The 22,001-nt window shown below is 34.7% G+C and carries 22 protein-coding genes, 1 other RNA gene and 2 pseudogenes; 11 read left to right on the plus strand and 14 right to left on the minus strand.

Going from position 1 to position 22,001, the window contains the following annotated elements:
* Window positions 1–14: 14 nt before the first annotated feature.
* Window positions 15–807 (minus strand): IS5 family transposase gene (locus tag NBW39_RS01765; protein ID WP_250294670.1). Its coding sequence is split into 2 segments (ribosomal slippage): window positions 15–542 and window positions 544–807, totalling 792 coding nucleotides; the frame shifts between segments, so codons are not numbered across the junction.
* A 99-nt stretch (window positions 808–906) separates the two neighbouring features.
* On the opposite strand from NBW39_RS01765, the gene NBW39_RS01770 reads away from it, so the two are divergent.
* The 5 genes from NBW39_RS01770 (at window position 907) to NBW39_RS01790 (ending at window position 4,937) form a co-directional block, all read left to right on the plus strand.
* Window positions 907–1,407, plus strand: coding sequence for a hypothetical protein (locus NBW39_RS01770; protein ID WP_250295443.1), 501 nt, complete (start codon window positions 907–909; stop codon window positions 1,405–1,407).
* 244 nt (window positions 1,408–1,651) lie between these two features.
* The gene (gene ftsZ, locus NBW39_RS01775) at window positions 1,652–2,848 is read left to right on the plus strand and encodes a cell division protein FtsZ (protein WP_250295444.1); all 1,197 of its coding nucleotides are present in this window, start codon (window positions 1,652–1,654) and stop codon (window positions 2,846–2,848) included.
* Window positions 2,848–3,246 (plus strand): EVE domain-containing protein, encoded by a 399-nt coding sequence (locus NBW39_RS01780; RefSeq protein ID WP_250295445.1) that lies wholly within the window; start codon window positions 2,848–2,850, stop codon window positions 3,244–3,246. The genes ftsZ and NBW39_RS01780 overlap by 1 nt, the downstream gene beginning before the upstream one ends.
* Window positions 3,247–3,609: 363 nt before the next feature.
* A complete protein-coding gene (gene ybeY, locus NBW39_RS01785) occupies window positions 3,610–4,062 on the plus strand; it encodes an rRNA maturation RNase YbeY (RefSeq protein WP_250295446.1) in 453 nt (150 codons plus the stop codon).
* 86 nt (window positions 4,063–4,148) lie between these two features.
* A complete protein-coding gene (locus NBW39_RS01790; RefSeq protein ID WP_250295447.1) occupies window positions 4,149–4,937 on the plus strand; it encodes a succinate dehydrogenase iron-sulfur subunit in 789 nt (262 codons plus the stop codon).
* 3 nt (window positions 4,938–4,940) lie between these two features.
* Here the strand turns inward: NBW39_RS01790 and NBW39_RS01795 are convergent, their stop codons facing one another.
* The 4 genes from NBW39_RS01795 to NBW39_RS01810 are packed head-to-tail and all read right to left on the minus strand — an operon-like array spanning window position 4,941 to window position 8,374.
* Window positions 4,941–6,077, minus strand: coding sequence for a hypothetical protein (locus tag NBW39_RS01795; protein WP_370273691.1), 1,137 nt, complete (start codon window positions 6,075–6,077; stop codon window positions 4,941–4,943).
* Between the two features lie 42 nt (window positions 6,078–6,119).
* Window positions 6,120–6,899: a GNAT family N-acetyltransferase gene (locus NBW39_RS01800; RefSeq protein ID WP_250295449.1), complete on the minus strand. Its 780-nt coding sequence runs from the start codon at window positions 6,897–6,899 to the stop codon at window positions 6,120–6,122.
* The gene (locus tag NBW39_RS01805) at window positions 6,889–7,371 is read right to left on the minus strand and encodes a phosphatidylglycerophosphatase A family protein (RefSeq protein WP_250295450.1); all 483 of its coding nucleotides are present in this window, start codon (window positions 7,369–7,371) and stop codon (window positions 6,889–6,891) included. Before NBW39_RS01805 ends, NBW39_RS01800 begins: the two co-directional genes overlap by 11 nt.
* Window positions 7,372–7,390: 19 nt before the next feature.
* Window positions 7,391–8,374, minus strand: a complete 984-nt coding sequence (locus NBW39_RS01810; RefSeq protein ID WP_250295451.1) for an NAD(P)H-dependent glycerol-3-phosphate dehydrogenase — start codon at window positions 8,372–8,374, stop codon at window positions 7,391–7,393.
* 332 nt (window positions 8,375–8,706) lie between these two features.
* Here NBW39_RS01810 and NBW39_RS01815 point away from each other — a divergent pair, with 332 nt between their 5' ends.
* A complete protein-coding gene (locus tag NBW39_RS01815; protein WP_250295452.1) occupies window positions 8,707–9,477 on the plus strand; it encodes a response regulator transcription factor in 771 nt (256 codons plus the stop codon).
* A 52-nt stretch (window positions 9,478–9,529) separates the two neighbouring features.
* Here the strand turns inward: NBW39_RS01815 and rnpB are convergent.
* From rnpB to NBW39_RS01830, 3 genes are all read right to left on the minus strand, one after another.
* Window positions 9,530–9,876: RNase P RNA component class A (gene rnpB, locus NBW39_RS01820), an RNA gene on the minus strand.
* A 369-nt stretch (window positions 9,877–10,245) separates the two neighbouring features.
* Window positions 10,246–11,961 (minus strand): recombinase family protein, encoded by a 1,716-nt coding sequence (locus NBW39_RS01825; protein ID WP_250295453.1) that lies wholly within the window; start codon window positions 11,959–11,961, stop codon window positions 10,246–10,248.
* A 283-nt stretch (window positions 11,962–12,244) separates the two neighbouring features.
* On the minus strand, window positions 12,245–12,946 hold the full coding sequence (locus tag NBW39_RS01830; protein ID WP_250295454.1) for a hypothetical protein: 702 nt from the start codon (window positions 12,944–12,946) through the stop codon (window positions 12,245–12,247).
* 258 nt (window positions 12,947–13,204) lie between these two features.
* On the opposite strand from NBW39_RS01830, the gene NBW39_RS01835 reads away from it, so the two are divergent.
* Window positions 13,205–14,077 (plus strand): IS982 family transposase, encoded by an 873-nt coding sequence (locus NBW39_RS01835; RefSeq protein WP_250294632.1) that lies wholly within the window; start codon window positions 13,205–13,207, stop codon window positions 14,075–14,077.
* On the opposite strand, the gene NBW39_RS01840 is transcribed toward NBW39_RS01835, so the two are convergent.
* A complete protein-coding gene (locus NBW39_RS01840) occupies window positions 14,074–14,358 on the minus strand; it encodes a hypothetical protein (protein ID WP_250295455.1) in 285 nt (94 codons plus the stop codon). The genes NBW39_RS01835 and NBW39_RS01840 overlap by 4 nt on opposite strands.
* 108 nt (window positions 14,359–14,466) lie before the next feature.
* Here NBW39_RS01840 and NBW39_RS01845 point away from each other — a divergent pair.
* Window positions 14,467–15,259 (plus strand): IS5 family transposase gene (locus NBW39_RS01845; protein WP_250294670.1). Its coding sequence is split into 2 segments (ribosomal slippage): window positions 14,467–14,730 and window positions 14,732–15,259, totalling 792 coding nucleotides; the frame shifts between segments, so codons are not numbered across the junction.
* Here the strand turns inward: NBW39_RS01845 and NBW39_RS01850 are convergent.
* A complete protein-coding gene (locus tag NBW39_RS01850; RefSeq protein WP_250295456.1) occupies window positions 15,246–15,968 on the minus strand; it encodes a hypothetical protein in 723 nt (240 codons plus the stop codon). The two genes, NBW39_RS01845 and NBW39_RS01850, sit on opposite strands and share 14 nt — an antisense overlap.
* Before the next feature lie 256 nt (window positions 15,969–16,224).
* Between NBW39_RS01850 and nuoE the strand changes: the two genes are divergently transcribed.
* Together nuoE and tgt are read left to right on the plus strand one after the other, a co-directional pair.
* A complete protein-coding gene (nuoE, locus tag NBW39_RS01855; protein WP_250295457.1) occupies window positions 16,225–16,725 on the plus strand; it encodes an NADH-quinone oxidoreductase subunit NuoE in 501 nt (166 codons plus the stop codon).
* Entirely contained in the window at window positions 16,726–17,967 is a 1,242-nt protein-coding gene (gene tgt, locus NBW39_RS01860) for a tRNA guanosine(34) transglycosylase Tgt (protein WP_250295458.1), read from the plus strand. It begins immediately after the preceding gene.
* 63 nt (window positions 17,968–18,030) lie between these two features.
* Here the strand turns inward: tgt and NBW39_RS01865 are convergent.
* From NBW39_RS01865 to elbB, 4 genes and pseudogenes are all read right to left on the minus strand, one after another.
* Window positions 18,031–18,727, minus strand: a pseudogene (locus NBW39_RS01865) (IS66 family transposase); the annotation flags it as partial.
* Window positions 18,728–18,952: 225 nt separating this feature from the next.
* A pseudogene (locus tag NBW39_RS01870) lies at window positions 18,953–19,565 on the minus strand (DUF6444 domain-containing protein); the annotation flags it as partial.
* A 104-nt stretch (window positions 19,566–19,669) separates the two neighbouring features.
* Window positions 19,670–19,978 (minus strand): hypothetical protein, encoded by a 309-nt coding sequence (locus NBW39_RS08855; RefSeq protein ID WP_370273692.1) that lies wholly within the window; start codon window positions 19,976–19,978, stop codon window positions 19,670–19,672.
* A 146-nt stretch (window positions 19,979–20,124) separates the two neighbouring features.
* Window positions 20,125–20,832 (minus strand): isoprenoid biosynthesis glyoxalase ElbB, encoded by a 708-nt coding sequence (gene elbB / locus NBW39_RS01880; RefSeq protein ID WP_250295460.1) that lies wholly within the window; start codon window positions 20,830–20,832, stop codon window positions 20,125–20,127.
* A gap of 150 nt (window positions 20,833–20,982) precedes the next feature.
* On the opposite strand from elbB, the gene NBW39_RS01885 reads away from it, so the two are divergent.
* Window positions 20,983–21,999, plus strand: coding sequence for a hypothetical protein (locus NBW39_RS01885; protein WP_250295730.1), 1,017 nt, complete (start codon window positions 20,983–20,985; stop codon window positions 21,997–21,999).
* Window positions 22,000–22,001: the final 2 nt, after the last annotated feature.

Below are 22,001 nucleotides of genomic sequence, written 5' to 3' on the forward strand. Positions count from 1 at the left end.
CCCTTAGAACCTGTTCATAATCTTTTAAGGAGTAAAGAAGTGAAAGCAAGAACGACCATTTGTAAGCTAGTGTTGAGTTTCCGCTCGCAATTTTTCCACAAACGCCTACATTTTTCCAACCAAGCAAAAGAGCGCTCAACAACCCATCTCTTTGGCAGTACAACAAAGGTGTGTAATTCACTTCGCTTTATTACTTCGACCGTCGAACCAATAGTTGCTTTTATTTGTGTTGCAAAATTTTCTCCAGTGTAGCCTGCATCAACAAGTATATTTTTAACTTCAGAGAGTTTTTCTTTAGCATTTTCGACCATTTTCATGGCACTGCTGCGGTCGGTTGCTTCTGCCGTTGTTACATAAATCGCGTGTGGTAAACCTTGTGTATCTACTGCAATATGGCGCTTTATTCCTGAAATTTTTTTACCTGCATCGTAGCCCTTATTTTCAGCAGTATCTGCATTTTTTACGCTCTGAGCATCAATTATACAAAAACTAGTTCTTTCTTTCCGACCATTGCTGATACGTGTCTCTCCAACTAATTTTTTTTAATACACGCTCCAAAGTACTTTCTGTATCTTCGCTTGGTTTTTCACTCCATTTTTTAAAATATTCGTAACAACTTCGCCATTTTGGAAAATCTTTTGGCAGCATTCTCCACTGACAGGCACTTTTTAGGACGTACAGCACTGCACAAAATACATCATACAAATCAAGTTTTCTTGGTTTTGTTTTCTTCCTACTACTCTCCAGAATTGATCTGATTTTTTCAAATTGTTCTCGACTTATGTCACTTGGGTATAAATTTCTCATATATCCTTATTCATATACATCATCTCATAGTTTATCACTTTTTTGAGATTATGAACAGGTTCTTAGTGAAATTTTAATGTTTTGTTTAGGAGTAGAATTATGGCATTAACAAATTATGAATATGAAAAAGGGCATAGTGTTTTCCGCGCTATTTCGGAGGGATATCAACAAGCTAATGATCATTGGGGAATTCCAGGTGCTGCTAGTGGTTTTGGTCAATATGTAATTAATAATAAATTAAAAACATCTGTGGTTTTTCTTGTTATATCTTCAGCAATAGCGCTTACAACTGCTTATTTTATGAGTCCAGCTTATGCAGTTCTTATTAGTACAACAGCAAAATCAGCTTATGTTGGTATGGTAGAAGGAGGTAAGGGATTATATGCATTCGCAGCGACTAATCCGGTATTTACTGGTCTGCTAGCTGCTGCAATAGTGGGAACTATTGGAATTCTTGCGTACAAGCATTATAGCCAATCTAGTGAAATAAAGGCAGAGCTGAATAAAGCAGAAGCAAATGAAACTGATCTCTCATCAAGCCCAGTTTTAATAGAGATTGCTAATATTGTTGGTTACAAGCCACTGCGTACTGTACAGTAACTTTAACAAAAAAAGGGATAGGTTTCTATCCCTTTTTATAAACATTTTCTATTTTTTTGTATCGGTAAATGATGTCACCTAAAAACCTAGTTACTATTAATTAACGGCACTTATTAGTATAAATGTTAAGAATAAGTAAATCCCGTTTACTATTTATGTCTATAGAAGTGAAAAGTATTTGCATATTGTTAAAAAAGCAGTAACTTATTATGAAGTGAATTCACTAACTATTTGAGTAATTTAAATGTCAATTGACCTTAGTTTACCAGAGCTGCCTATATTACACCCAAGGATTACAGTTGTGGGAGTGGGTGGTGCTGGTGGAAATGCTGTGAATAACATGATCCAATCCAATTTGCAAGGAGTAAATTTTGTTGTAGCAAATACCGATGCTCAAGCGTTAGAGAAGTCATTATGCGATAAAAAAATTCAACTGGGTATTAACTTAACCAAGGGTCTTGGTGCTGGTGCTTTGCCTGATGTTGGCAAAGGTGCAGCAGAAGAATCAATTGATGAGATTATGGAGCATATAAAAGATAGTCATATGCTTTTCATCACAGCAGGAATGGGTGGTGGTACTGGAACCGGTGCAGCACCAGTAATTGCAAAAGCAGCAAGGGAAGCAAGAGCTGCAGTTAAGGATAGAGCGCCAAAAGAAAAAAAGATATTGACTGTTGGAGTTGTGACTAAGCCATTTGGCTTTGAGGGTGTGCGCCGTATGCGCATTGCAGAGCTTGGACTTGAAGAATTGCAAAAATACGTGGATACACTTATTGTTATTCCAAATCAGAATTTATTTAGAATTGCAAATGAAAAAACTACATTTTCTGATGCGTTTAAACTTGCTGATAATGTACTGCATATTGGCATCAGAGGAGTAACTGACTTGATGGTCATGCCAGGGCTTATTAATCTTGACTTCGCTGATATAGAAACAGTAATGAGCGAGATGGGCAAAGCGATGATTGGCACTGGAGAGGCAGAAGGAGAAGATAGAGCAATTAGTGCTGCAGAGGCTGCAATATCTAATCCATTGCTTGATAATGTATCAATGAAAGGTGCGCAAGGAATATTAATTAACATTACTGGTGGCGGAGATATGACTCTGTTTGAAGTTGATGCTGCAGCCAATAGAGTGCGTGAAGAAGTAGATGAAAATGCAAATATAATATTTGGTGCTACTTTTGATCAAGCGATGGAGGAAAGAGTTAGAGTTTCTGTTCTTGCAACTGGCATTGATGGTTGCAATAATAAATCAGAAACTTCATCTATATGTCAGAGCGAGGACTCAGAGAAAGAGAAATTTAAGTGGCCCTATAGTCAAAGTGAAAGTACGCAAGACAAAACACTGGAAACAAAACCAACTGAACAGGTAAGCGAAGGAGCTAAGTGGGGCAGCAATATCTATGATATACCAGCTTACTTAAGAAGAAAAAAATAATGCAACTTTGGCTACTCAAGTCAGAGCCAAGTGAATATTCATGGCAAAAAATGGAAAAGGAGCAGGTAGTTGAGTGGGATGGCGTGCGCAATTATCAAGCTCAAAATTACATGAAAATTATGAAAGTAAGCGATCTTGCGTTTTTTTATCATACAGGTAAAGAGAAAGCAATACTTGGAATCGTTGAAGTATTTAAAGAGTATTATCATGTTAATGATCCCAAGTTCGGATTAGTGAATGTAAAGTTTTTGAACCCTTTAAATAACCAAGTAACGTTAAATAATATAAAACAAAACCCACTTTTGAAAAATATGGCTATATTAAAACAACCACGTTTATCAATTGCCCCAGTTTCGGAAATTGAATGGAATGAAATAATAAGCATGAGTGATGTGTAATACCTTGTCATCTCAGCACGCAACGCACAGCTGTATGAATATTTGTCTCGAAGGCAGTGCATTAAACGTTATAGCCGGTTTTGCATCAAACACAAAGGTGTCATTCCAGTGCTTGACACTGGAATCCAGCCTTAATGCAACCACATTAAAGCCGTTGTGTTTTAATATAAGATTAGCTACTTTTATATTCACTAACTTGATGTCTAATCAAAATTCCTGGATCCCAGTGTCTAGGGACTGGGATGACATCCTTCTAGTGTACAATATTCGTACAGTTGTGTACATGACACAAGGGTCTATAACTCTTCTTTTTTGGATTCCAATGTCAAGTTATGAGATGATGTACTTTCTGGTGTGTCACTCATGTTAGAAGTAAATATTCTTGACAAGAAATGGTGCAGCATTATAGAAAATCCTAAAAATTTTGTATTAGGTGTCATCAATGCTTCTCTAAAAGAATTAAAAATAGATCACTATAAACCAAATATATCAATAGCTCTGGCTGATGATGATTTGCTACATCAACTTAATTTAAAATTTAGAGAAATGGATAAGCCAACTAACGTACTATCATTTCCGTATGAACAATTATCCAACAAGTGTGATTTAGGAGACATAGCAATTTCAATAGATACAATAAAAAGAGAATCGCATGAGTATTGTATACCCATTCTTGCTCACATTGCACACATGTTAGTGCATGGATTACTACATTTACTTGGTTATGATCACCAAAAAAAAGAGGAAGAAATTATAATGAAAAATCTAGAAAGAGAGATTTTAGCTTCACTTGGCTACAATATGTGCGCGATTTAAAAGGAATTTAATAAAAATATAGTAGATGATAATAAAATATGTTATCTACAAAGGGTTTTAGCTATAAACAATAAAAGGTAAGTGATATGGTTCAGTTTTCTTTGCCAAAGAATTCTAAGATTAATCAAAAGGGCAAAATTTATCCTATTCCTGCTAGAGCAAAAAACATCAGAAGATTTCAAATTTACCGTTGGTCTGCTGATGACGAGAAAAACCCTAGAATAGACACATTTTTTATTGATATGGATAGTTGTGGCCCTATGGTACTTGATGCATTAATAAAAATAAAGGATGAAATAGATTCGACTTTAACTTTCAGACGTTCTTGTAGAGAAGGCATATGTGGATCTTGTGCCATGAATATTGACGGAACCAATACTCTTGCATGTACTAGATCTATACACGATATAAAAGGTGACGTAAAAATATATCCATTACCTCACATGTATGTGATAAAGGACCTAGTCTCGGACTTGAGCCAATTTTATGAGCAATATAAATCAATTAAACCTTGGTTACAAGCAGATAAGCCTGCCCTACCAAATAAAGAATACTCTCAATCTCCTGAAGATAGAAAAAAATTAGATGGCTTGTCCGACTGTATATTATGTGCTTGCTGTTCGACTGGTTGCCCAAGTTACTGGTGGAATAGTGATAAATTTTTAGGACCAGCAATATTATTACAAGCCTACAGATGGATTGCTGACAGCCGTGATAATAAGACAGGTAAAAGACTTGATGTTTTAAATGACCCATTCAAGTTGTATCGTTGTCATACAATAATGAATTGTACAAAAACTTGTCCTAAAGGACTTAATCCAGCAAGAGCAATAGCGAAAGTAAAACAGCTCATGGTAGAGAGAGAAGGAGTTTAAGTATCATCTTTTGCATTCTTCGTAAGAGAACAGCAAACCTTCCGAAGCGTAGGGTATTGTTAATACCCTGAACGCTTTTCCATTCGTGAAATGCATCGTATCATCATACGATTCAAATAATTTTTTGAATAACTCATGTCTTTGGTTACTAATAGTTTGAAAATCCTCTTTTTCTAAAAGCTTTTTAGATTCGAAGAGGTAAAGCATAACTTCATGATAAGTTGGGTAAGATGCCAAAAACTTTGGGTCAAATTGAAAGGTTTTTATGAAAGCATTATTATAAAATTTTAGCTTTTGATTCTTACTATATATTACTATAGCAACCGGTAACCTCTCAAGCAAATTTTTCTGTGTAGCTAAATAACTGTTTAATTCAGTATATAATTTCTCTGCATCACTAACATCTTTCCCATACATTACTATGCTACCAGAACCTTGTATTGGAATTTTAACAAAATCGAAAACCTTAAGTTCGTTCTTGTAAGTTACGACATGTCTCCCTGGTTTTGCGCTATGAGCACTACCGGTAATAGCAAATTTCTTAGAGCCATCTACATATTTATCATAAAACAAGTTATAAAATTCCACCTTTCTACTCTTGTTATATCTTAGTATTGGAAATGGTAAAGAGTTGAAAACGTTTTTATAGCTCTCCACTTCTTGTGTGAGCTTACTATTTTCTAGCTCAAGTCCGTGAGCTTTTATTTTACAGTCTGAGACATTCCTTATCCATAACAGCACACCAATCACATTGTTAGAATCATCTATTATGCTTCTACCGTAACATATGCAATAAACCTCACTGTCTTTTGACTTTAAATCTAGAGTAAAAGATTTATTTATTTCCTTTGCCTCAGCAAAATTTTCAATTAAGCTTTCTGATTGCTCAAAAAAATTCACAAACTCATTAAACGAGTAAAAAACAGTATTAAGCAAAATTAGTAAATTGGGAGAGAACTTTTCTATACGTTTTTTTGCATCCCAAATATAAAACCCATCATTCACAGTATCAATTAAATTATTTATGATAACATTTTGATGCTGTAAGTTCTTAATCTTATTACTAATTTTTAATTTAGAATAAGAGAGAAAGAATAATATTAGAATCAATATTAAAACCACTTCATACAAAAAAAACATAGCACTTTTAAAACAAATGTAAAAATTTGTAACCGCTCAGAATTATGCTGAAGAGGTATATAAGTAAAGATTGCCTAACATTTGAAAGCCCAATCTCTTATAAAGGTTCACAGAAGATTTCATACAATGTGCTACTATATATTTGCATTCAAGTTGTTTAGCTATCTTTATTCTTTCTAAAACCATTTGGGTACCTATTCCACGATTCCTGTAAATTGGTAAAACTCCATCACTATAAAAACCAGCTACGCTGTCTTGAACATAAAGACCGCATGTCCCAATAATTTCATTATTTAGTGTTACAAGAAAAAATCTTAATCTTGAGTTCTTATCATCATAATTTGATAATCCGCGAAAAAATGTGCTGACAATTCCAACGCCATGATAAAAAATTTTAGAAGTGTGTAAATCTAACTGTTCTAAGAGGTCGCTACCATTTACAGCATTTAATCTCAAGTTTGGAATAACATCAGCAGGTAAAAAGTGATTTTTCATATTAAGTAAAGCTTTTTTTGGTGTGCTAACGTGTTTTATTTCACACTTTTCTAAAATATCTCTTATTTTCATATGTGAATTTATTACCCATGTTGCTTCTATATCTCTTGTTCTGAGATAATCTAGAGTTTTTTGTATAGAAAGCTCGGTACATTGATCTCCACAGAACACAAAATTAAATAATGACTCCCTGGTACCGTTTATCGTAAATGTGACGTTATCAAATTCATCGTGTACTTCCCACTCAGATAAATTCGCTGTGTACAGTATATAATCCTTTAGATTTTGAACAATTAAGCTTGAATAATAGATTTTTTTATCCTGCATACACCAACAATAAACAATAAAAGGCTCCTATAAGAACACAGGCTAAAACTGCAGCTATAATATCATCTAGCATAACACCTAGAGGACCTTTGGTATTTCTATCGATCAAATTTATAGGCCACGTTTTTATTATATCAAAAAACCTAAAAGAAAAAAAGCACAACAACAATGAAGAGCAATTCATCTCTTGGCTTAACAATATCGAAACTAAAAGTATTGTCAGCAATTGACCAACTACTTCGTCAATCACTACCTCTTTTGGATCACATGAAGTCTTGTAATGTTTTATATAATTGCCTATAGACCATAATCCAATCAAGAATAATAAAAAAATAATTGCTGCACCTAAAATTCTGTTACTCAGTATTACAGGAACAATTGGATAAGAAGCTAAGCTGCCTACAGTACCTGGCATTTTTTTTACTGTGCCAGATAGCCACCATGTTGATATCAATTTATATAAAAATTTCACAATACACCAAAGTACAAAACTAATTTACAAGAACAGAAATAGTATCCTCTATAGAGGCGCTTTCATACAATAATTTATAGACCGCTTCACATATAGGCATTTTTATCTTTAGCTTTCCTGCTAAATTAAATATGGGCTCAGCAGTGCTAAAACCTTCAATCACTAACTTGCCTTCTGACAAAATCTGCTGAACATTAAAGCCATTGTTACTATTACCTATTTTAAACCCAAAAGATAGGTTTCTTGAATTCAAGGATGTGCATGTCATAATTAGGTCACCCAGACATGCTGGCCCAAGTAGTGTATTTATATCCACACTACTGTCACCAACTTTTGCTGAGTATAAAGCCTTAATTTCGCTCATACTTTTCGTAATCAATGCTGCATGAGCATTAAACCCAAGTTTACTACCTAGAACAATCCCACACGCTATAGCAAAAACGTTCTTTAACGCTGCACAAATCTGTATCCCTATAACATCGCTACTAAGGTGTAATTTAACATTTTCTTGCTGTAGTTCTGATATTAGCTTTGAACCCAATATGTTATTTTGGCATGCAAGAGCCATTGAATAGGGCAATTTTTTTGCAACTTCTATAGCAAAACTAGGGCCTGAAAAAATAGCAATAGGATTGTTAGGTAAAACTTCATTTACTATTTCACTAGGTAATTTTAATGTAGACTTTTCTATTCCCTTACAAGCTAAAATTATTGCTACATCTTTTTTCAGATTACAATTATGCAATTGCTGACATACTTCCCTTAGAGACTGAGTGGGAACAGCGAGGATTGTTACTGAAACATTAACTGCGTCTTCAATAGCTAATTTTACTGACACATTATCAGAAATTCTACACCCGGGTAGCTTGTCACTTTCTCTTTTCTCGTTGATTGATTCAAATGTAGTTTCATTGCGAGTCCACAAAATCACATCTTTCTTACTACTTAATGAAATTGCGATTGCTGTACCCCATGCACCAGCACCTAAAATTGATATTGCCACACAATATTCCTGAAAGTATTACTTATACTTTAAAATAGTAGAATAAGTAAATCAAAAATATAACATAGACGTATAAAATAGTTAAATATTTATTAACTTAAGTATTCTTTTAATAATAATAACTTTAATTCAATATTTACTAAAAATATCATTATTATTATAGTATATGATGTATCTATTATATTTTAGATCTTATTTATATAATTTTGGAACAATATATTACTATTAATTAATAAGTGTAATTTTGATCATTTGTTAATAAAAATTTGATTTGTTACTTTCCTTAGTTATATATATTACTAAAATTATAAATTATTTATGGGGTGTAAAATATGCGTATATTATTAATTGAAGATGATCAAGTAAGTGCAAAGACTGTGGTTAATGCCTTAACTTCTGATGGACACTTCTGTGACGTTGTTACTTCTGCACAAGATTATAACAATAATATGGTTTCCTCAAACGGAGATTACTATGACCTAGTTATTCTAGATATACACTTGCCTGGTGATATTGATGGATATGATATATTGTTAAGATTAAGAAGTGCAAAAATCAAAGTTCCTGTCTTAATACTTTCATGTATATCCGCTGTCAATCACAAAGCTAAAGGGCTCGGGTATGGTGCCGATGATTACTTAACCAAGCCATTTCATAAAAGCGAGTTATTAGCCCGCATTAAGGCTATAGTGCGTCGTACTAAAGGTCATCCTGAATCGGTGATCAAGATTGGTAATATAAATATCAATTTTGATCACAGGGTTGTTGAGGTGAAAGGTAAAACGGTTCACCTTACTAATAAAGAGTATTCTATGATAGAGTTGCTAGCACTGCGTAAAGGAACAGTATTAACAAAAGAAATGTTCTTAAACCATCTTTACAATGGCTTAGATGAACCTTCAGATAACAAGATAGTTGATGTTTTTATGTGTAAACTACGTAAGAAACTTGAAAGTGCAAATGATGGAAAAAGCCACATAGAAACCGTTTGGGGCAGAGGGTATGTTCTGAAAGAGTATGTTGATGATGAAGAATATTCTAATGTTAATGTAGGCGAAAGTAGTGATGGCTATCAAGCAGAACAAGTGAAGGACAACGCATGAAATGCCTACACATTTAAATATAGCATGGCTTATATCGCACGTATCATGTGAACGCCTAGGTGAAATATAAGCCGAGTTCTGTTTATGTAGCTATTTATCTGGAGTAAATGTTACCATTTACCGCATGCGATTTACCCGAGTAGATATGAGGAAAACATAAAATCTACTTCTATTTAATCTTGCTCCTAGTGTTGGTTACTCGACTACCAATGTTACCATTGCCATGGTGTGCTCTTACCACACCTTTTCACCCTTACCTAAAATATTTTAGGCGGTAATTTTCTGTAGCCCTATAACTGGAGTTACCTCCGGCGGGCGTTACCCGTCACTATTTTTCCTTGGAGCCCGGACTTTCCTCTGCTATGTTTATCACATAACAGCAGCTACTTATTCCACCCAGGAATTATACTTTAACATGAAAATCACAAAAGCAAAAGACAATTTCCTAACAGTCTACATATTAAAAACATTCAGACAAATAGCTAAAAGTGATATTCCGGCACATCATCGCTATCCCAAGATAAGCTTCTTTCACTCTTAGATTCCGCTTCAGTCAGTCAAGAGCTTGGTCCACCGCCTGAAGATGATGAGCTACTTCTTGATCGACTACTATTTTCTACTGATATACTGTCTAGCACTGTTCCACTACCATAACTGCTCATTCTGTTACTAGCGACAAAAATTTCTTCATCGCTATTGCCACTTGAAGATGATCGCCTTCTATCATTGAAATCAGTTAGTTCTAATACAGGAGCAGCATTACGACCCTTAACATATTTGTATGCTATGAATCCTATAATTCCGGCAATACTTATTATCGCTCCAACCAAAGCCCCCCCTATTACTCCGCCAACAATGTTGCAAATTTTTCTTTTCTTCTCCATTATGTCCAGGAAAGTTTGATAGTTCTTTTACACGAAACACCACGTTTACGTCTTCAAGGTCAACTTCAATTCTCTTAACCAATGTTCTAATAATACCGCGTTTAGTTAGCCAGTCTGCGCTATCAAGGTTTGATGTAATATTGGAAGAAAAGTCTTCTAAATTGGTCACGACCAGAGTTACTTCCTGTTCTAATTTCTTTTGATCAAATATCCTCTTCTTCTCCTCTTCAATTGTTTTTAAGCTTTGTTTCATCGCTTTGATTCGTGGTTCAAATTCTTCTTGATTAATATATTCTTGGGCATAACTATCAATAAGTCTAGCAATGCCTCGTTTTAATTTATTTTCTTGCTTTTCAAGCAAATCGCTTTTTTTATCCCACGATGATTTTTTAAGCTCTAAAAGTCTACGTTTGTATTCTTCTAAAATTCTATTTGGATTTTTCAATAAATGCTTAACTTCTTCCCACACAGCTGTTTCTAATGCATCTGTACGAATGTGTTTATTATCACAAATTTTGTTACCACCAAAACGGTAAGAATCTCTACCAATACAACGATAATATGCATAATGCTCAACTTTTTCTCCTCGTTTATTTCTTACAGGACTTCCATAATATGCATAACGACAACGCTTACATACGACTAAACCTTGTAATAAATACTTTGCTCCTCTTTCTCTTGTCCTGGCTATTTTTCTGTTCTCAGCTAACTGTTCTTGAACCATATCAAATATATCTTCATCCACTATATTTGGCACTTTAACATAAACCCAATTCGCTTTTTCGACAGGATAAATGGAGTAATTATCTTTTGGCTGTTCACAAGAATGTTTTTGTGGTCTTATCTGTTGTAACCTTACACCTACCTTTGTTTTACCAAAAGCTGCTTGTCCTTTGTAAGCGGGGTTTTTTAACATACCCCAAATTACACTTCTATCCCAGCACTTTTTTCCTGTTCGTGTCATAATGGACATAGTATTTAGCCGACGACATACTTCCCCAATACTTGCCCTTTCTCTGCCTATCCACAAAAATACTTTGCGAACAACATCAGCTTCTTCTTCGTTAATTTCAAATAAAGCTTGTCCTCCTCCCATATACTTATCTATATAACGATAACCGTATGGAGCTCCTCCCATTACACTTACACAACCTTTATTAGCCGCATAAATCTTTCCACGACGACTTCGTTCCATAATTTTTGCACGTTCATATTCTGCTATCATACCTTGCATTTGTAACAGCAATTGGGATTCTGGGTTATCGTTAATCTCATAATTTAAAAAAACCGCTTCTGCTCCTGCTTTCTGAAATTCTTCAAGCAATATCATTTGATATGCATATTTTCTAGATAAACGATCAGGAGAATGAATGTAAATTTTATCAATTTCACCTTCTATTACTTTATCACGTAATTTTTCTAGACCAGGACGGACTAAATTAGATCCACTGTAGCCATTATCAATAAATTCATGCTCTCTCAATAATCTGTACCCATCCATGCTAATCTGCTTCTCTATAGCTGCAACTTGGCTTGCTATTGTATTTTCTTGTGCTTGTTTCCCCGAAGAAACTCTTGCATATAAACTCACTGTTACCATTTGATCCCCCTTGAATCGCACTTTTATGTTTTAAGCTTTTTTGACTTACTTGCTTTGATGCTGCTCTTTCATAAGCATCTAACAAATACTTTTCTGACAACCGATTAGGCTCATAGCTACAGCTAATCCGTACAGCCGATCTCTTATTCCCCATGAACTTTCCTTGAAATAATATGTTCATATCATTCATTGAAGCTGATGGTTAATTGATTATTGGTGCTATAAATAAATAGCTCTCTTGGTTTTGGACACAGAAGTTTTCGAGAAATGCTTTTCTCTAATTTTACGTTTTTTGCAACATTGTTGGCGGAGTAATCACTCCTGCCCTATTAGACCCTATAGCAAGTTGAGTAGGCTGTGGTGAAGAAGTAGTTTGAGGAAGTAAAGTCGTGGTAAATATAGGAGTTGTTGACTCTCTTGTTCTAGTACTTGGTATAATAAATACTGTTTGTGTAGTTTTCTCTGAGCTTGTTGTTGGCGCAGTTGGCTTCACTGTTACTGTGCTTGTTTGAGTCGTTGACTCTGTTGAAGGTTTATTCATCGTAGAAGTCGATGCAACGGCTTCTGTTGTTGGCTCCACTGTTACTGTGCTTGTTTGAGTTGTTGACTCTGTTGAAGGTTTACTCATTGTAGAAGTCGACGCAGCAGTTGCTGCTGTAGGTTTCACAGTACTTGTTTCAGTTTCCGAAGGCACATTAGTTGACGTTGCAGTAATCGTGGTTGCTTGTGAAGTAGTAGTTGTTCTTGCTGCTGTTGTTGGCTCCACTGTTACTGTACTTGTTTGAGTCGTTGAAGATTTACTCATTGTAGAAGTAGGTGCAACGGTAGTTGATGCTTCTGTTGTTAATTTGGTAGTCTTCACAGTGTCGGTTTCTGCTGTACTAGCAATTGCAGCAGTCGACGCTTGCTTAGAAGTCACAACCGTTTCTATAGGAACTACTGTGCTACTAGAAATAATATCTGGCGTTAATTGACCGTTAATCATATTAACAAAATCACTGAGAGTTTTGATGCTATTTGCCGGTATTATTGTTGCTTCAGAAGATTTTCCAGAGCCGTTTTGATTAAAAGTTACAATATTTTCTCCACTTACCGCAGTTACGATAAAACCACCCTGACCGTTGCCTTTAATATATAATTGCTCTCTAGACCTCAGTTATGGATTAGAAAATAGATAAAAGTATAACTAAGAAGAGGGAAACAGGGTAAACTCGAGTATTTTAGTAATAATAAGAGGTTACCCATGAAGAAAGATATTACAGAACTGTACTGTTGCGTCGAGGATTTTTGTCGTGCGGTAGATGATAATTTTGCAAATAGGTTCTTATCAAACGGCAAAAAACCAACCAGAGTACCAGAAATAGCGCACTCAGAAATTCTAACCATAATCCTATTATACCATAAATCACCATGTAAAAACTTCAAGGCTTTTTATCTTTGTTATCTTCAGTTATTCTATAGATCAGAGTTTTCAAAGCTGCCTTCATATCACAGATTTATTGCCTTAAAGCCGCGAGTTTTGTGGTATTTAGCATTACTTTTGCAATGGTTTTGTGAACAAGCAAAAATGACCGGGATTTCCTACATAGATTCTACTTCAATAGCAGTATGCCATCGAAAAAGAATCTCAAGAAATAAGGTTTTCAAAGGATTAGCAGAGTTAGGAAAGAATACTTACGGCTGGTTTTTTGGTTTTAAATTACATGTAGTAATCAATGAAATAGGTGAAATTCAAGGTGTTACGCTAACCAGAGGTAACGTCGATGACAGAAAACCTGTACCAACTCTAACCAAAAAACTAACTGGACTTTTGTTTGGAGATAAGGGCTATATAAAGAAAGAGCTCTTTGAGAAACTATTCGATAGAGGTCTAAAACTCGTCACTAAAGTGAAAAAAGGTATGAAAAATGCACTGATTTCGCTGAAAGAGAAGATTTTACTAGGGAAAAGATCGATTGTTGAAACGGTTTTTGGCTGCCTAAAAAACAAATTTGAACTTGAGCACACTCGGCATAGATCCACAGTAAATTTCTTGGTACATATTTTTTCTACCCTCATTTCTTATTCAATGCAATCGAAAAAGCCCTGTATTTCTCAGCTTTACTTCGTTGGTTAATCCATAACTGGGGTTATAGGATCTGTAAATTGATAGATAGGAAAATCTGACACTGATCCATTTTTAAGTAGAGTTGCTATATGTAACTTCTGCTCATTAGCTGATTGGTCATTTTCAAGAAAAGCAACTAGATCATTTCCTTCCGTTTGTTCAACATACTGCAAAAAGCTTATTTCATGTTCTCTAGAAAGAGATAGTGCTTTATTATCTATTTGACCTTTTCCATTACCAAGTAAAAAGCCATTAACTCCATCCCTCAGACCCTGAATCACTTTAGCCATATCAAATTTAAAAATACGTGTTTTTCTTACCTCTTGATTCTCCTTAGAACCTGTTCATAATCTCAAAAAAGTGATAAACTATGAGATGATGTATATGAATAAGGATATATGAGAAATTTATACCCAAGTGACATAAGTCGAGAACAATTTGAAAAAATCAGATCAATTCTGGAGAGTAGTAGGAAGAAAACAAAACCAAGAAAACTTGATTTGTATGATGTATTTTGTGCAGTGCTGTACGTCCTAAAAAGTGCCTGTCAGTGGAGAATGCTGCCAAAAGATTTTCCAAAATGGCGAAGTTGTTACGAATATTTTAAAAAATGGAGTGAAAAACCAAGCGAAGATACAGAAAGTACTTTGGAGCGTGTATTAAAAAAAATTAGTTGGAGAGACACGTATCAGCAATGGTCGGAAAGAAAGAACTAGTTTTTGTATAATTGATGCTCAGAGCGTAAAAAATGCAGATACTGCTGAAAATAAGGGCTACGATGCAGGTAAAAAAATTTCAGGAATAAAGCGCCATATTGCAGTAGATACACAAGGTTTACCACACGCGATTTATGTAACAACGGCAGAAGCAACCGACCGCAGCAGTGCCATGAAAATGGTCGAAAATGCTAAAGAAAAACTCTCTGAAGTTAAAAATATACTTGTTGATGCAGGCTACACTGGAGAAAATTTTGCAACACAAATAAAAGCAACTATTGGTTCGACGGTCGAAGTAATAAAGCGAAGTGAATTACACACCTTTGTTGTACTGCCAAAGAGATGGGTTGTTGAGCGCTCTTTTGCTTGGTTGGAAAAATGTAGGCGTTTGTGGAAAAATTGCGAGCGGAAACTCAACACTAGCTTACAAATGGTCGTTCTTGCTTTCACTTCTTTACTCCTTAAAAGATTATGAACAGGTTCTTAGTAATCCTTTTGCTCACTTGCGAATAAAGCATCGTGTTTCCATTTAATACCAATTGCCCCGGATTACCAAATTTGAACAATTTCCTTTCTGTGAAACCTTGTTTTCCATCCAATACTTTAAATTTCCCGCTCTTGCCTAACTTTAAATACCAAGAAACTAAAGTTTGATCCTTTAAGTTATGAGCGATTACAATTACATCACCATTGTCAACCTTTGCTGCTCTTGGTTGAGAGTAACTATTGCCTGCATTTGCAACATTGTCGTTATTAATATTCTTTTGTAATTTTCTTTTATCTAAATGTTCAACTGAAGGAGTATTAACTGATTGTTTAATTCCGTAAGTGTTAAAAGATAAGCCTTTAACGCATTTTTCTCCTTCTTCGCTAATTCCTTCTTCAGGAAAGATAACTCCAACTTTATCTATTTCAGCTGAATCTTCTATTAATGTGAGAGATAATTGATCTTTGAATTCATTTGCTACGCTGATATTTGTACCACATTCGTATGTTTTTGATTGATATAATGGACTAATAAGTAATTTTACTTTACTGCTCCCATTACCATTATCTTGATAGCTAAGTCCGTAAGCAACTCCATTTCCTTCAATTAACTCTACGTTTGTTGGATTAAAACCTATCGCTTCTTTAACTTCTGGTGTATTTGAGTCGATCCCGAGTAATTTTCCTAATATAGACATGATTTTATTTAAAATATTAATAAAATGCTATTATGATTACTCCTGTGTGTTAATGTCAATGAAAATTTTAACTAAAATTAAAAAATTAACACCTTTGTAATCTGCAAAGCGAAATATGGAAAATGAATAGCAGTAAAGAATTCACAAATTGGGTGCACCCACTCTACAGATATAATATTGTAGAACTCAAAAAACCAACAATTGCAATCATTGGTTCTACAGGTATAATCTGTTAAAGTTTACACGAGTCTCATGAATGATAGAAAAAGAAGAGCAGTTTAGTTTTACATCAGAAAACCTCAAGAAAGCAGGAAAGTTTATAGAGATGTATCCTAAAGGCAGAGAAGGAAGCGCTGTCATGCCTTTACTATATCTGGTTCAAGAGCAATGCGGATGGGTTCCTGAATCTGCTATGCGTTATGTTGCTGACATGCTGCATATTCCACATATTCGCGTATATGAAGTGGCAAGTTTTTACACTATGTATAATTTAAAACCAGTAGGTAAATATCTGATACAAATTTGTAGAACAACTCCTTGCTGGTTATGCAATAGCGAAGAAATTTTAAATAGCTTTAAAAAGAAACTTGGAATCAATATCGGTGAGACTACTAAAGATAACTTGTTCACTTTAAAAGAAGTTGAATGCCTAGGTGCATGCGTTAATGCTCCAGTTGTGCAGATTAATAATGACTTCTATGAAAATCTCACTCCTAAAAAAGTAGAAAACATCATAACAGAACTTTCAGGCAAATAGATGAAAGAAGAATTTTCATACAAGATAATCAAGCAATCAGGTTCTGCAAAAGTTGGAACAATTAAAACTCCAAATGGAAGCGTAGAAACACCAGCATTTATATTCTGCGCAACAAAAGCTGCAATTAAAGCTGCAGATACTGAAAGAATAAGTGAAGCAGGTACCCAAATCATACTTTCCAACACCTATCACCTAATGCTTCAACCGGGAGAGAACACGGTTGCAAAGCTCGGTGGCCTACATAAGATGATGGGATGGAATGGGCCAATGCTAACTGATTCTGGTGGATATCAGATATTTAGTTTAGGCCACGGATCAGTTTCGGAAGAGATAAAAGGAATAAGAAAAAAACAAAAAACTTTGATCAAAATTAATGAGGATGGAGCAATTTTTCGTTCTTACATTAATGGTAAAACTTATTGTTTAACCCCTGAAAAATCTATACAAATCCAACAGAAATTAGGTGCAGATTTAATCCTAGTTTTAGATGAATGCACTCCATTTCACGTAAGCAAAGAATACACAGCAAAATCAATGCTCATGAGCCACAGATGGGCTGAACGTTCTTTAAATGAATTTAAAAAAAATAATAATGGCAAGCAAGCACTGTATGGAATTAGTCAAGGCGGAGTATATCAAGATTTACGTAGAGAAAGTTGTAATTTTATTAACAATTTGCCATTTTTTGGTCAAGCAATAGGTGGATCACTTGGTCAAAGTAAAGAGCAGATGTACGATGTAGTTTCTTTCACTATGGACCATCTGAAAAAAGATAGGCCTACTCATTTGCTTGGTATTGGTGGAATTGTGGACATCTTTCGCGGAGTTAGTCTTGGAATTGATACGTTTGATTGCGTGCATCCAACTCGTTTAGCAAGGCATGGTGGTGCGCTTATTAAAGTAAAAAATAGAGATTCTATTGCTTCAAAGTGTAAAGAGCATATTAATTTGCGGAATCAACAATTCGAGCTAGATGATAACCCAATTGAAAATGATTGTTTATGCTTTACATGTAAAAGACATTCAAGAGCTTATATACACCATTTATTGAAAGCTAAAGAATTGTTGGCTTACACACTTGTTACCATTCACAACATTTTCTTCATGAATAAGTTAATGGCATCAATAAGGCAGGCTATATTAGATGATAGGCTAGACCAGGAGAAAAATAATTGGATTAGTGAAGAAGCTATTGTACCATCACACTCTGGGACCATACAGTTTTCTTTCCAGATAGATTGAAAATTGAGTTGAACTAAAAATGCGGTTTGACACACTTTTTTGGTATCCGTTCAGCAGAGTGGTTTAAGAAACAATAGATAGAAGGTTTTGGAAAGCCCATTTGTTTCCATGTTAAGTATAACGAAATTATCCGTTCAAGTTCCCCGCTTCGATTGGGTAAAATATGAATTTTTGCGATAAACGACATAATGCCGTACTTGCCGTTCAGCATGTCAGTGGTATGTTTTCTGAAAAATTTCCACATCATTCTTTCAGATCTCAAAATATTTTTTGCGACTCGATAGGCTCATAGTGCTTCAGGCAAGCGAGATATTTCCTTCAAGTAACATCGTGTACGCTTTCGCAATTTTCTTGCGCGTCTGGCAAATCTTAAAACATCTATTTCACTTTTTAGTAAAGCTTTTTTCAGTGCAAATAATTCAGTGGCTACGTTTCTTAACCAGAACTTTGACTTCAACTATGTTTCAAAATCTCTTGATCCAACAGATTTGCCTGTTCTTATCGGCAAAGTAGTTGTATGCTGCATATCTGTCGTAAACTATTACGATTGCAAAACGCACTATTTTTTAAAACTTTCATTCCTCTTGAATTTTATAAAACTAGCTTCATTGCTAGCAAACATCCAACACCAACCGAGTTTACCTTTATTATAGTGACTGGTTTCGTCAATATGTAGAACCTTACTCCTACTTATCTCTTGTTCGATCTGCTCATACATTTTTTTGCATTTTGAAGCAACTCTATGTTCACTATTTGATATCTTACTATTACCCACAAATATGAACGTTTGTTGCATAGCTCTTAATGGTATAACTTTTGCTTGAAATAACTGTTTATATGGTGCAATTTACAGCTTTTAGTTGCTAAAATTATAACTCTTAATTTAATAATTTTAATCTAATAATCTTTCAAGTTAATAAAATTAAATTATTTGAGTAAATACAATACCATGTCTTTATTTGTGGGTAATAGTAAGATTTGATATGCTACCGACGCTTATGTTCAAATTGAAGATATCATTTACGACACTCGCTATTTCGCGTTTTGAATTTTTGTAAAACCCGCTGAACGCTGCAATTATTGACTTAACCCTTGGTCCAAATGTGTCTGATGTAACACCTTCTGGTAACTTACTGCTTCTTCTTTTCCCGCATCTCCGGCAACGACCATTGATACTCCACTACATAAAGCCTAATTTCCGGAAGATCAACTTTTTGATGAATGTAAGGTTTTCCACATATTGCAATCTCTCCTCCGCATTCGCAAGTAGATGACAACTTTACTTTTATCACCTCATCTGCATCCATTTTGGCGCGAAAACTTCCTTCATGCCCAATCTGTGCCCCTATTTTCCTGTCACTTTTTTTCTTTTTCTTCTTTAGCTTGTATAACTCTTTTGAGCTCGGTATCGATGAATTTTGTGAATTCAGACCTAGTCTTTCTTTCAATTCAGCATTTTCAATTCTTAGCGCCTTATTCTCAGATCTAAAATTTTCGTTTTCTATCTCTAACCTCTTTATCTCTGCTTTTAGTTGCTCTATCTCTATTTTAAAGCTTTCACAGAGCTTGAGAAGACTAGCTAGTAGATCAGACCACACATACTACTTGCGATATTATGTTTTTAGCACTCCTTGTCTACTTTTTATTTTACCGCTCCGCTGAACGGATACCTTTTTTGAACATTCCCACCTGAGATGTAAAATTATGATTGCTTTACTATAACTTCAAATCTATCATTACCAAAATCCTTATTAATATACCAAGAACCATCATCTTTAGTTACAAATTCAAGACCTTTAAGGTCTCTTTTTATTACCTTTCCATTTTGACCATCGATAGCGATATTAATATCGAATGTAATAATGTCTAGATTTATCATAGCTTCTTTCCCGCTGCACGAATTTAGACTGAACTTGCCTAACATGACATCATTAAAACTCACTTCCCCTGTATAGACATCACACTGACCGTCCACACAACACGTAGTTTCAATATAGAAAAGGTCTGACATATAAAACACCTTGCGTTTATAAAAAAAGAGCTAAAGCCCTACACCATACCGTTATAGTCAGTAAACCTAGAGCACTTTAGCTATAATACAGCTAAGAATGTAAAATTCAACAGTTAATTGTGTAAGGAAGTCTAAATTACTATATCTTAGAGGAATGGCTGTTTAGTTTTTTTGTTAATCTTTTTTACCATGCTGTCAATCATATGCTTTATCCCTTGATATACAGAGTATGTACTTTCGTCGCTACGCATATAAGCAGAACAGGAAAATACATTATGTTCTTCGTTTTCTATTGATAACTCTGTATCGCATTTTATGTGTTCACCACCAAGCTTCTCTATCAACTGTTCTTTGTCATCTCCTATAGTTACCTTAACCTTACTTTCTTCTTTACCTATCTTGCTACTTAAAACTGAAACAATGATGGCTGGAGATATGCATATTGCTCCTATCGGCTTTTTTGTAACAAAAAATTCTAAAACCAATCTTTCAAATTCAGGCATTACTGTCACCATGTCTTTATTTTCAGCTAAGTCAGATAAATTTTTCGCAACCCCGTATCCACCAGGTACAACTAGCATGTCAAAATTTTCAGCTTTGGCTTCTTTTAAGTCATATATTTCGCCTCTTGCGATTCTTGCTGCTTCTACAAGTACATTCCTTTTTTCTTTTGTTACCTCTTTTGTTTTATGATTCATAACTTGTGTGATATTGATATCAGGTGCAAAGCATTTAACATCCACTTCCTGCTGATCAAGCACAAGCAGACTTAAAACAGCTTCTCTTATCTCTGCACCGTCAAGGTGACCACACCCTGATAAAACCACAGCAGCTTTTAATTTTTTTTCACCCATAAAGTACCTTAATTTCATGTAATCTAGATATTTTAATACAAATTCTATATTTGGAAAGAGATTATTATGTTAATTATCTCATATTTATTATAATATAATTAATAATTAGTATGTATAATTAGGCATATTTATAATTGATAGGAATTGAATATGGTACAAGGTGGTGCAGTAGATACTGGTAACAGCGAGTACCTTGCTCAAGGTATATTTGAAATTATTCAAGGAGATAAAGCTTTACAGGAAGAAGCAAGAAAGTTTTTGGATCAAAATGAAGATCTGAAAAATTTAGATTCAACTAAAAAGGCAGACATAATCAGTTTATTAGAAAATGAGAAAAGCGAAAAATTTTTTACAGCTGTGTCAAAAAAATTATCAGGAAGAGAAAAATTCAAAAAACTAGCTGAGCAAGTTGGTAAAAATCTAGTAATGGAGGAAAAACTTGAAGCTTTAGGCAACCAACTGTTAGTTCAAGGAGTTATAAGTGGAGCAGCATTTACAACATTGACAGGTGCATTAGTAGGTACATTAGCAATAGGGGGAGTGGCTGGTGCATTGTTGGGTGGTGGAATAGCGTTGTTAGGGCTTTTAGCAATAGCGGCTATAGCTGCTATTGGTTATGCCATATATCAGCATAGAGATGAAATAAAAGAAAATGCAGATAAAAGTATTGGTAAAGTAAAAGAGGGTGCAATTGAATGCGGAAAAGCAGTGAAAAGTTTTGTGAAAGATGTGATCGATGAATTGACTTGGGAAAAGACTAACTTCTCTAGATTAGAGAAAGAGTTCATTTATGATATGGTATACCCTGCAAACGCTGAAGAATCAAAAGAGGCCCAGAATAAAATAAGGATCATAAAAATGCTTAAAAATGAAGAGCAACGATCTGCTATACAAGAGTTAGTAAAGAATGGAACTATTCAAAATTTTTCAGAAGCTGATATGATCAGACTTCTGGAAAAGGGCCTCAGTACTCATGAGGAAGATATGCAGAAATTGCTAGATTTGATGAAAGATTTTCTACCTGCAATTATGGCCAGTGGTAATAATAAAATAGAGAAAGTGGAAAAAATAGTTGATGATAAAGTTAAAGAAATAAAGCCAGATTCTCAAGTAGATAGTCCAAGTCCTGAACGAGTTAGTGAAAAAAGAATCACAGGACCGAGTTAAGG

Origin of the sequence: Wolbachia endosymbiont of Oedothorax gibbosus, from assembly GCF_936270435.1 — a bacterium.
Taxonomy (GTDB): domain Bacteria; phylum Pseudomonadota; class Alphaproteobacteria; order Rickettsiales; family Anaplasmataceae; genus Wolbachia.

What these genes read in the sequence shown, in the direction of transcription:
- NBW39_RS01770 (WP_250295443.1), top strand. Translation starts at nt 907, where the DNA reads ATGGCATTAACAAATTATGAATATGAAAAAGGGCATAGTGTTTTCCGC.
- ftsZ (WP_250295444.1), top strand. Translation starts at nt 1,652, where the DNA reads ATGTCAATTGACCTTAGTTTACCAGAGCTGCCTATATTACACCCAAGG.
- NBW39_RS01780 (WP_250295445.1), top strand. Translation starts at nt 2,848, where the DNA reads ATGCAACTTTGGCTACTCAAGTCAGAGCCAAGTGAATATTCATGGCAA.
- ybeY (WP_250295446.1), top strand. Translation starts at nt 3,610, where the DNA reads ATGTTAGAAGTAAATATTCTTGACAAGAAATGGTGCAGCATTATAGAA.
- NBW39_RS01790 (WP_250295447.1), top strand. Translation starts at nt 4,149, where the DNA reads ATGGTTCAGTTTTCTTTGCCAAAGAATTCTAAGATTAATCAAAAGGGC.
- NBW39_RS01795 (WP_370273691.1), bottom strand. Translation starts at nt 6,077, where the DNA reads ATGTTTTTTTTGTATGAAGTGGTTTTAATATTGATTCTAATATTATTC.
- NBW39_RS01800 (WP_250295449.1), bottom strand. Translation starts at nt 6,899, where the DNA reads ATGCAGGATAAAAAAATCTATTATTCAAGCTTAATTGTTCAAAATCTA.
- NBW39_RS01815 (WP_250295452.1), top strand. Translation starts at nt 8,707, where the DNA reads ATGCGTATATTATTAATTGAAGATGATCAAGTAAGTGCAAAGACTGTG.
- NBW39_RS01825 (WP_250295453.1), bottom strand. Translation starts at nt 11,961, where the DNA reads ATGGTAACAGTGAGTTTATATGCAAGAGTTTCTTCGGGGAAACAAGCA.
- NBW39_RS01830 (WP_250295454.1), bottom strand. Translation starts at nt 12,946, where the DNA reads ATGATTAACGGTCAATTAACGCCAGATATTATTTCTAGTAGCACAGTA.
- NBW39_RS01835 (WP_250294632.1), top strand. Translation starts at nt 13,205, where the DNA reads ATGAAGAAAGATATTACAGAACTGTACTGTTGCGTCGAGGATTTTTGT.
- NBW39_RS01840 (WP_250295455.1), bottom strand. Translation starts at nt 14,358, where the DNA reads ATGGCTAAAGTGATTCAGGGTCTGAGGGATGGAGTTAATGGCTTTTTA.
- NBW39_RS01850 (WP_250295456.1), bottom strand. Translation starts at nt 15,968, where the DNA reads ATGTCTATATTAGGAAAATTACTCGGGATCGACTCAAATACACCAGAA.
- nuoE (WP_250295457.1), top strand. Translation starts at nt 16,225, where the DNA reads ATGATAGAAAAAGAAGAGCAGTTTAGTTTTACATCAGAAAACCTCAAG.
- tgt (WP_250295458.1), top strand. Translation starts at nt 16,726, where the DNA reads ATGAAAGAAGAATTTTCATACAAGATAATCAAGCAATCAGGTTCTGCA.
- NBW39_RS08855 (WP_370273692.1), bottom strand. Translation starts at nt 19,978, where the DNA reads ATGTCAGACCTTTTCTATATTGAAACTACGTGTTGTGTGGACGGTCAG.
- elbB (WP_250295460.1), bottom strand. Translation starts at nt 20,832, where the DNA reads ATGGGTGAAAAAAAATTAAAAGCTGCTGTGGTTTTATCAGGGTGTGGT.
- NBW39_RS01885 (WP_250295730.1), top strand. Translation starts at nt 20,983, where the DNA reads ATGGTACAAGGTGGTGCAGTAGATACTGGTAACAGCGAGTACCTTGCT.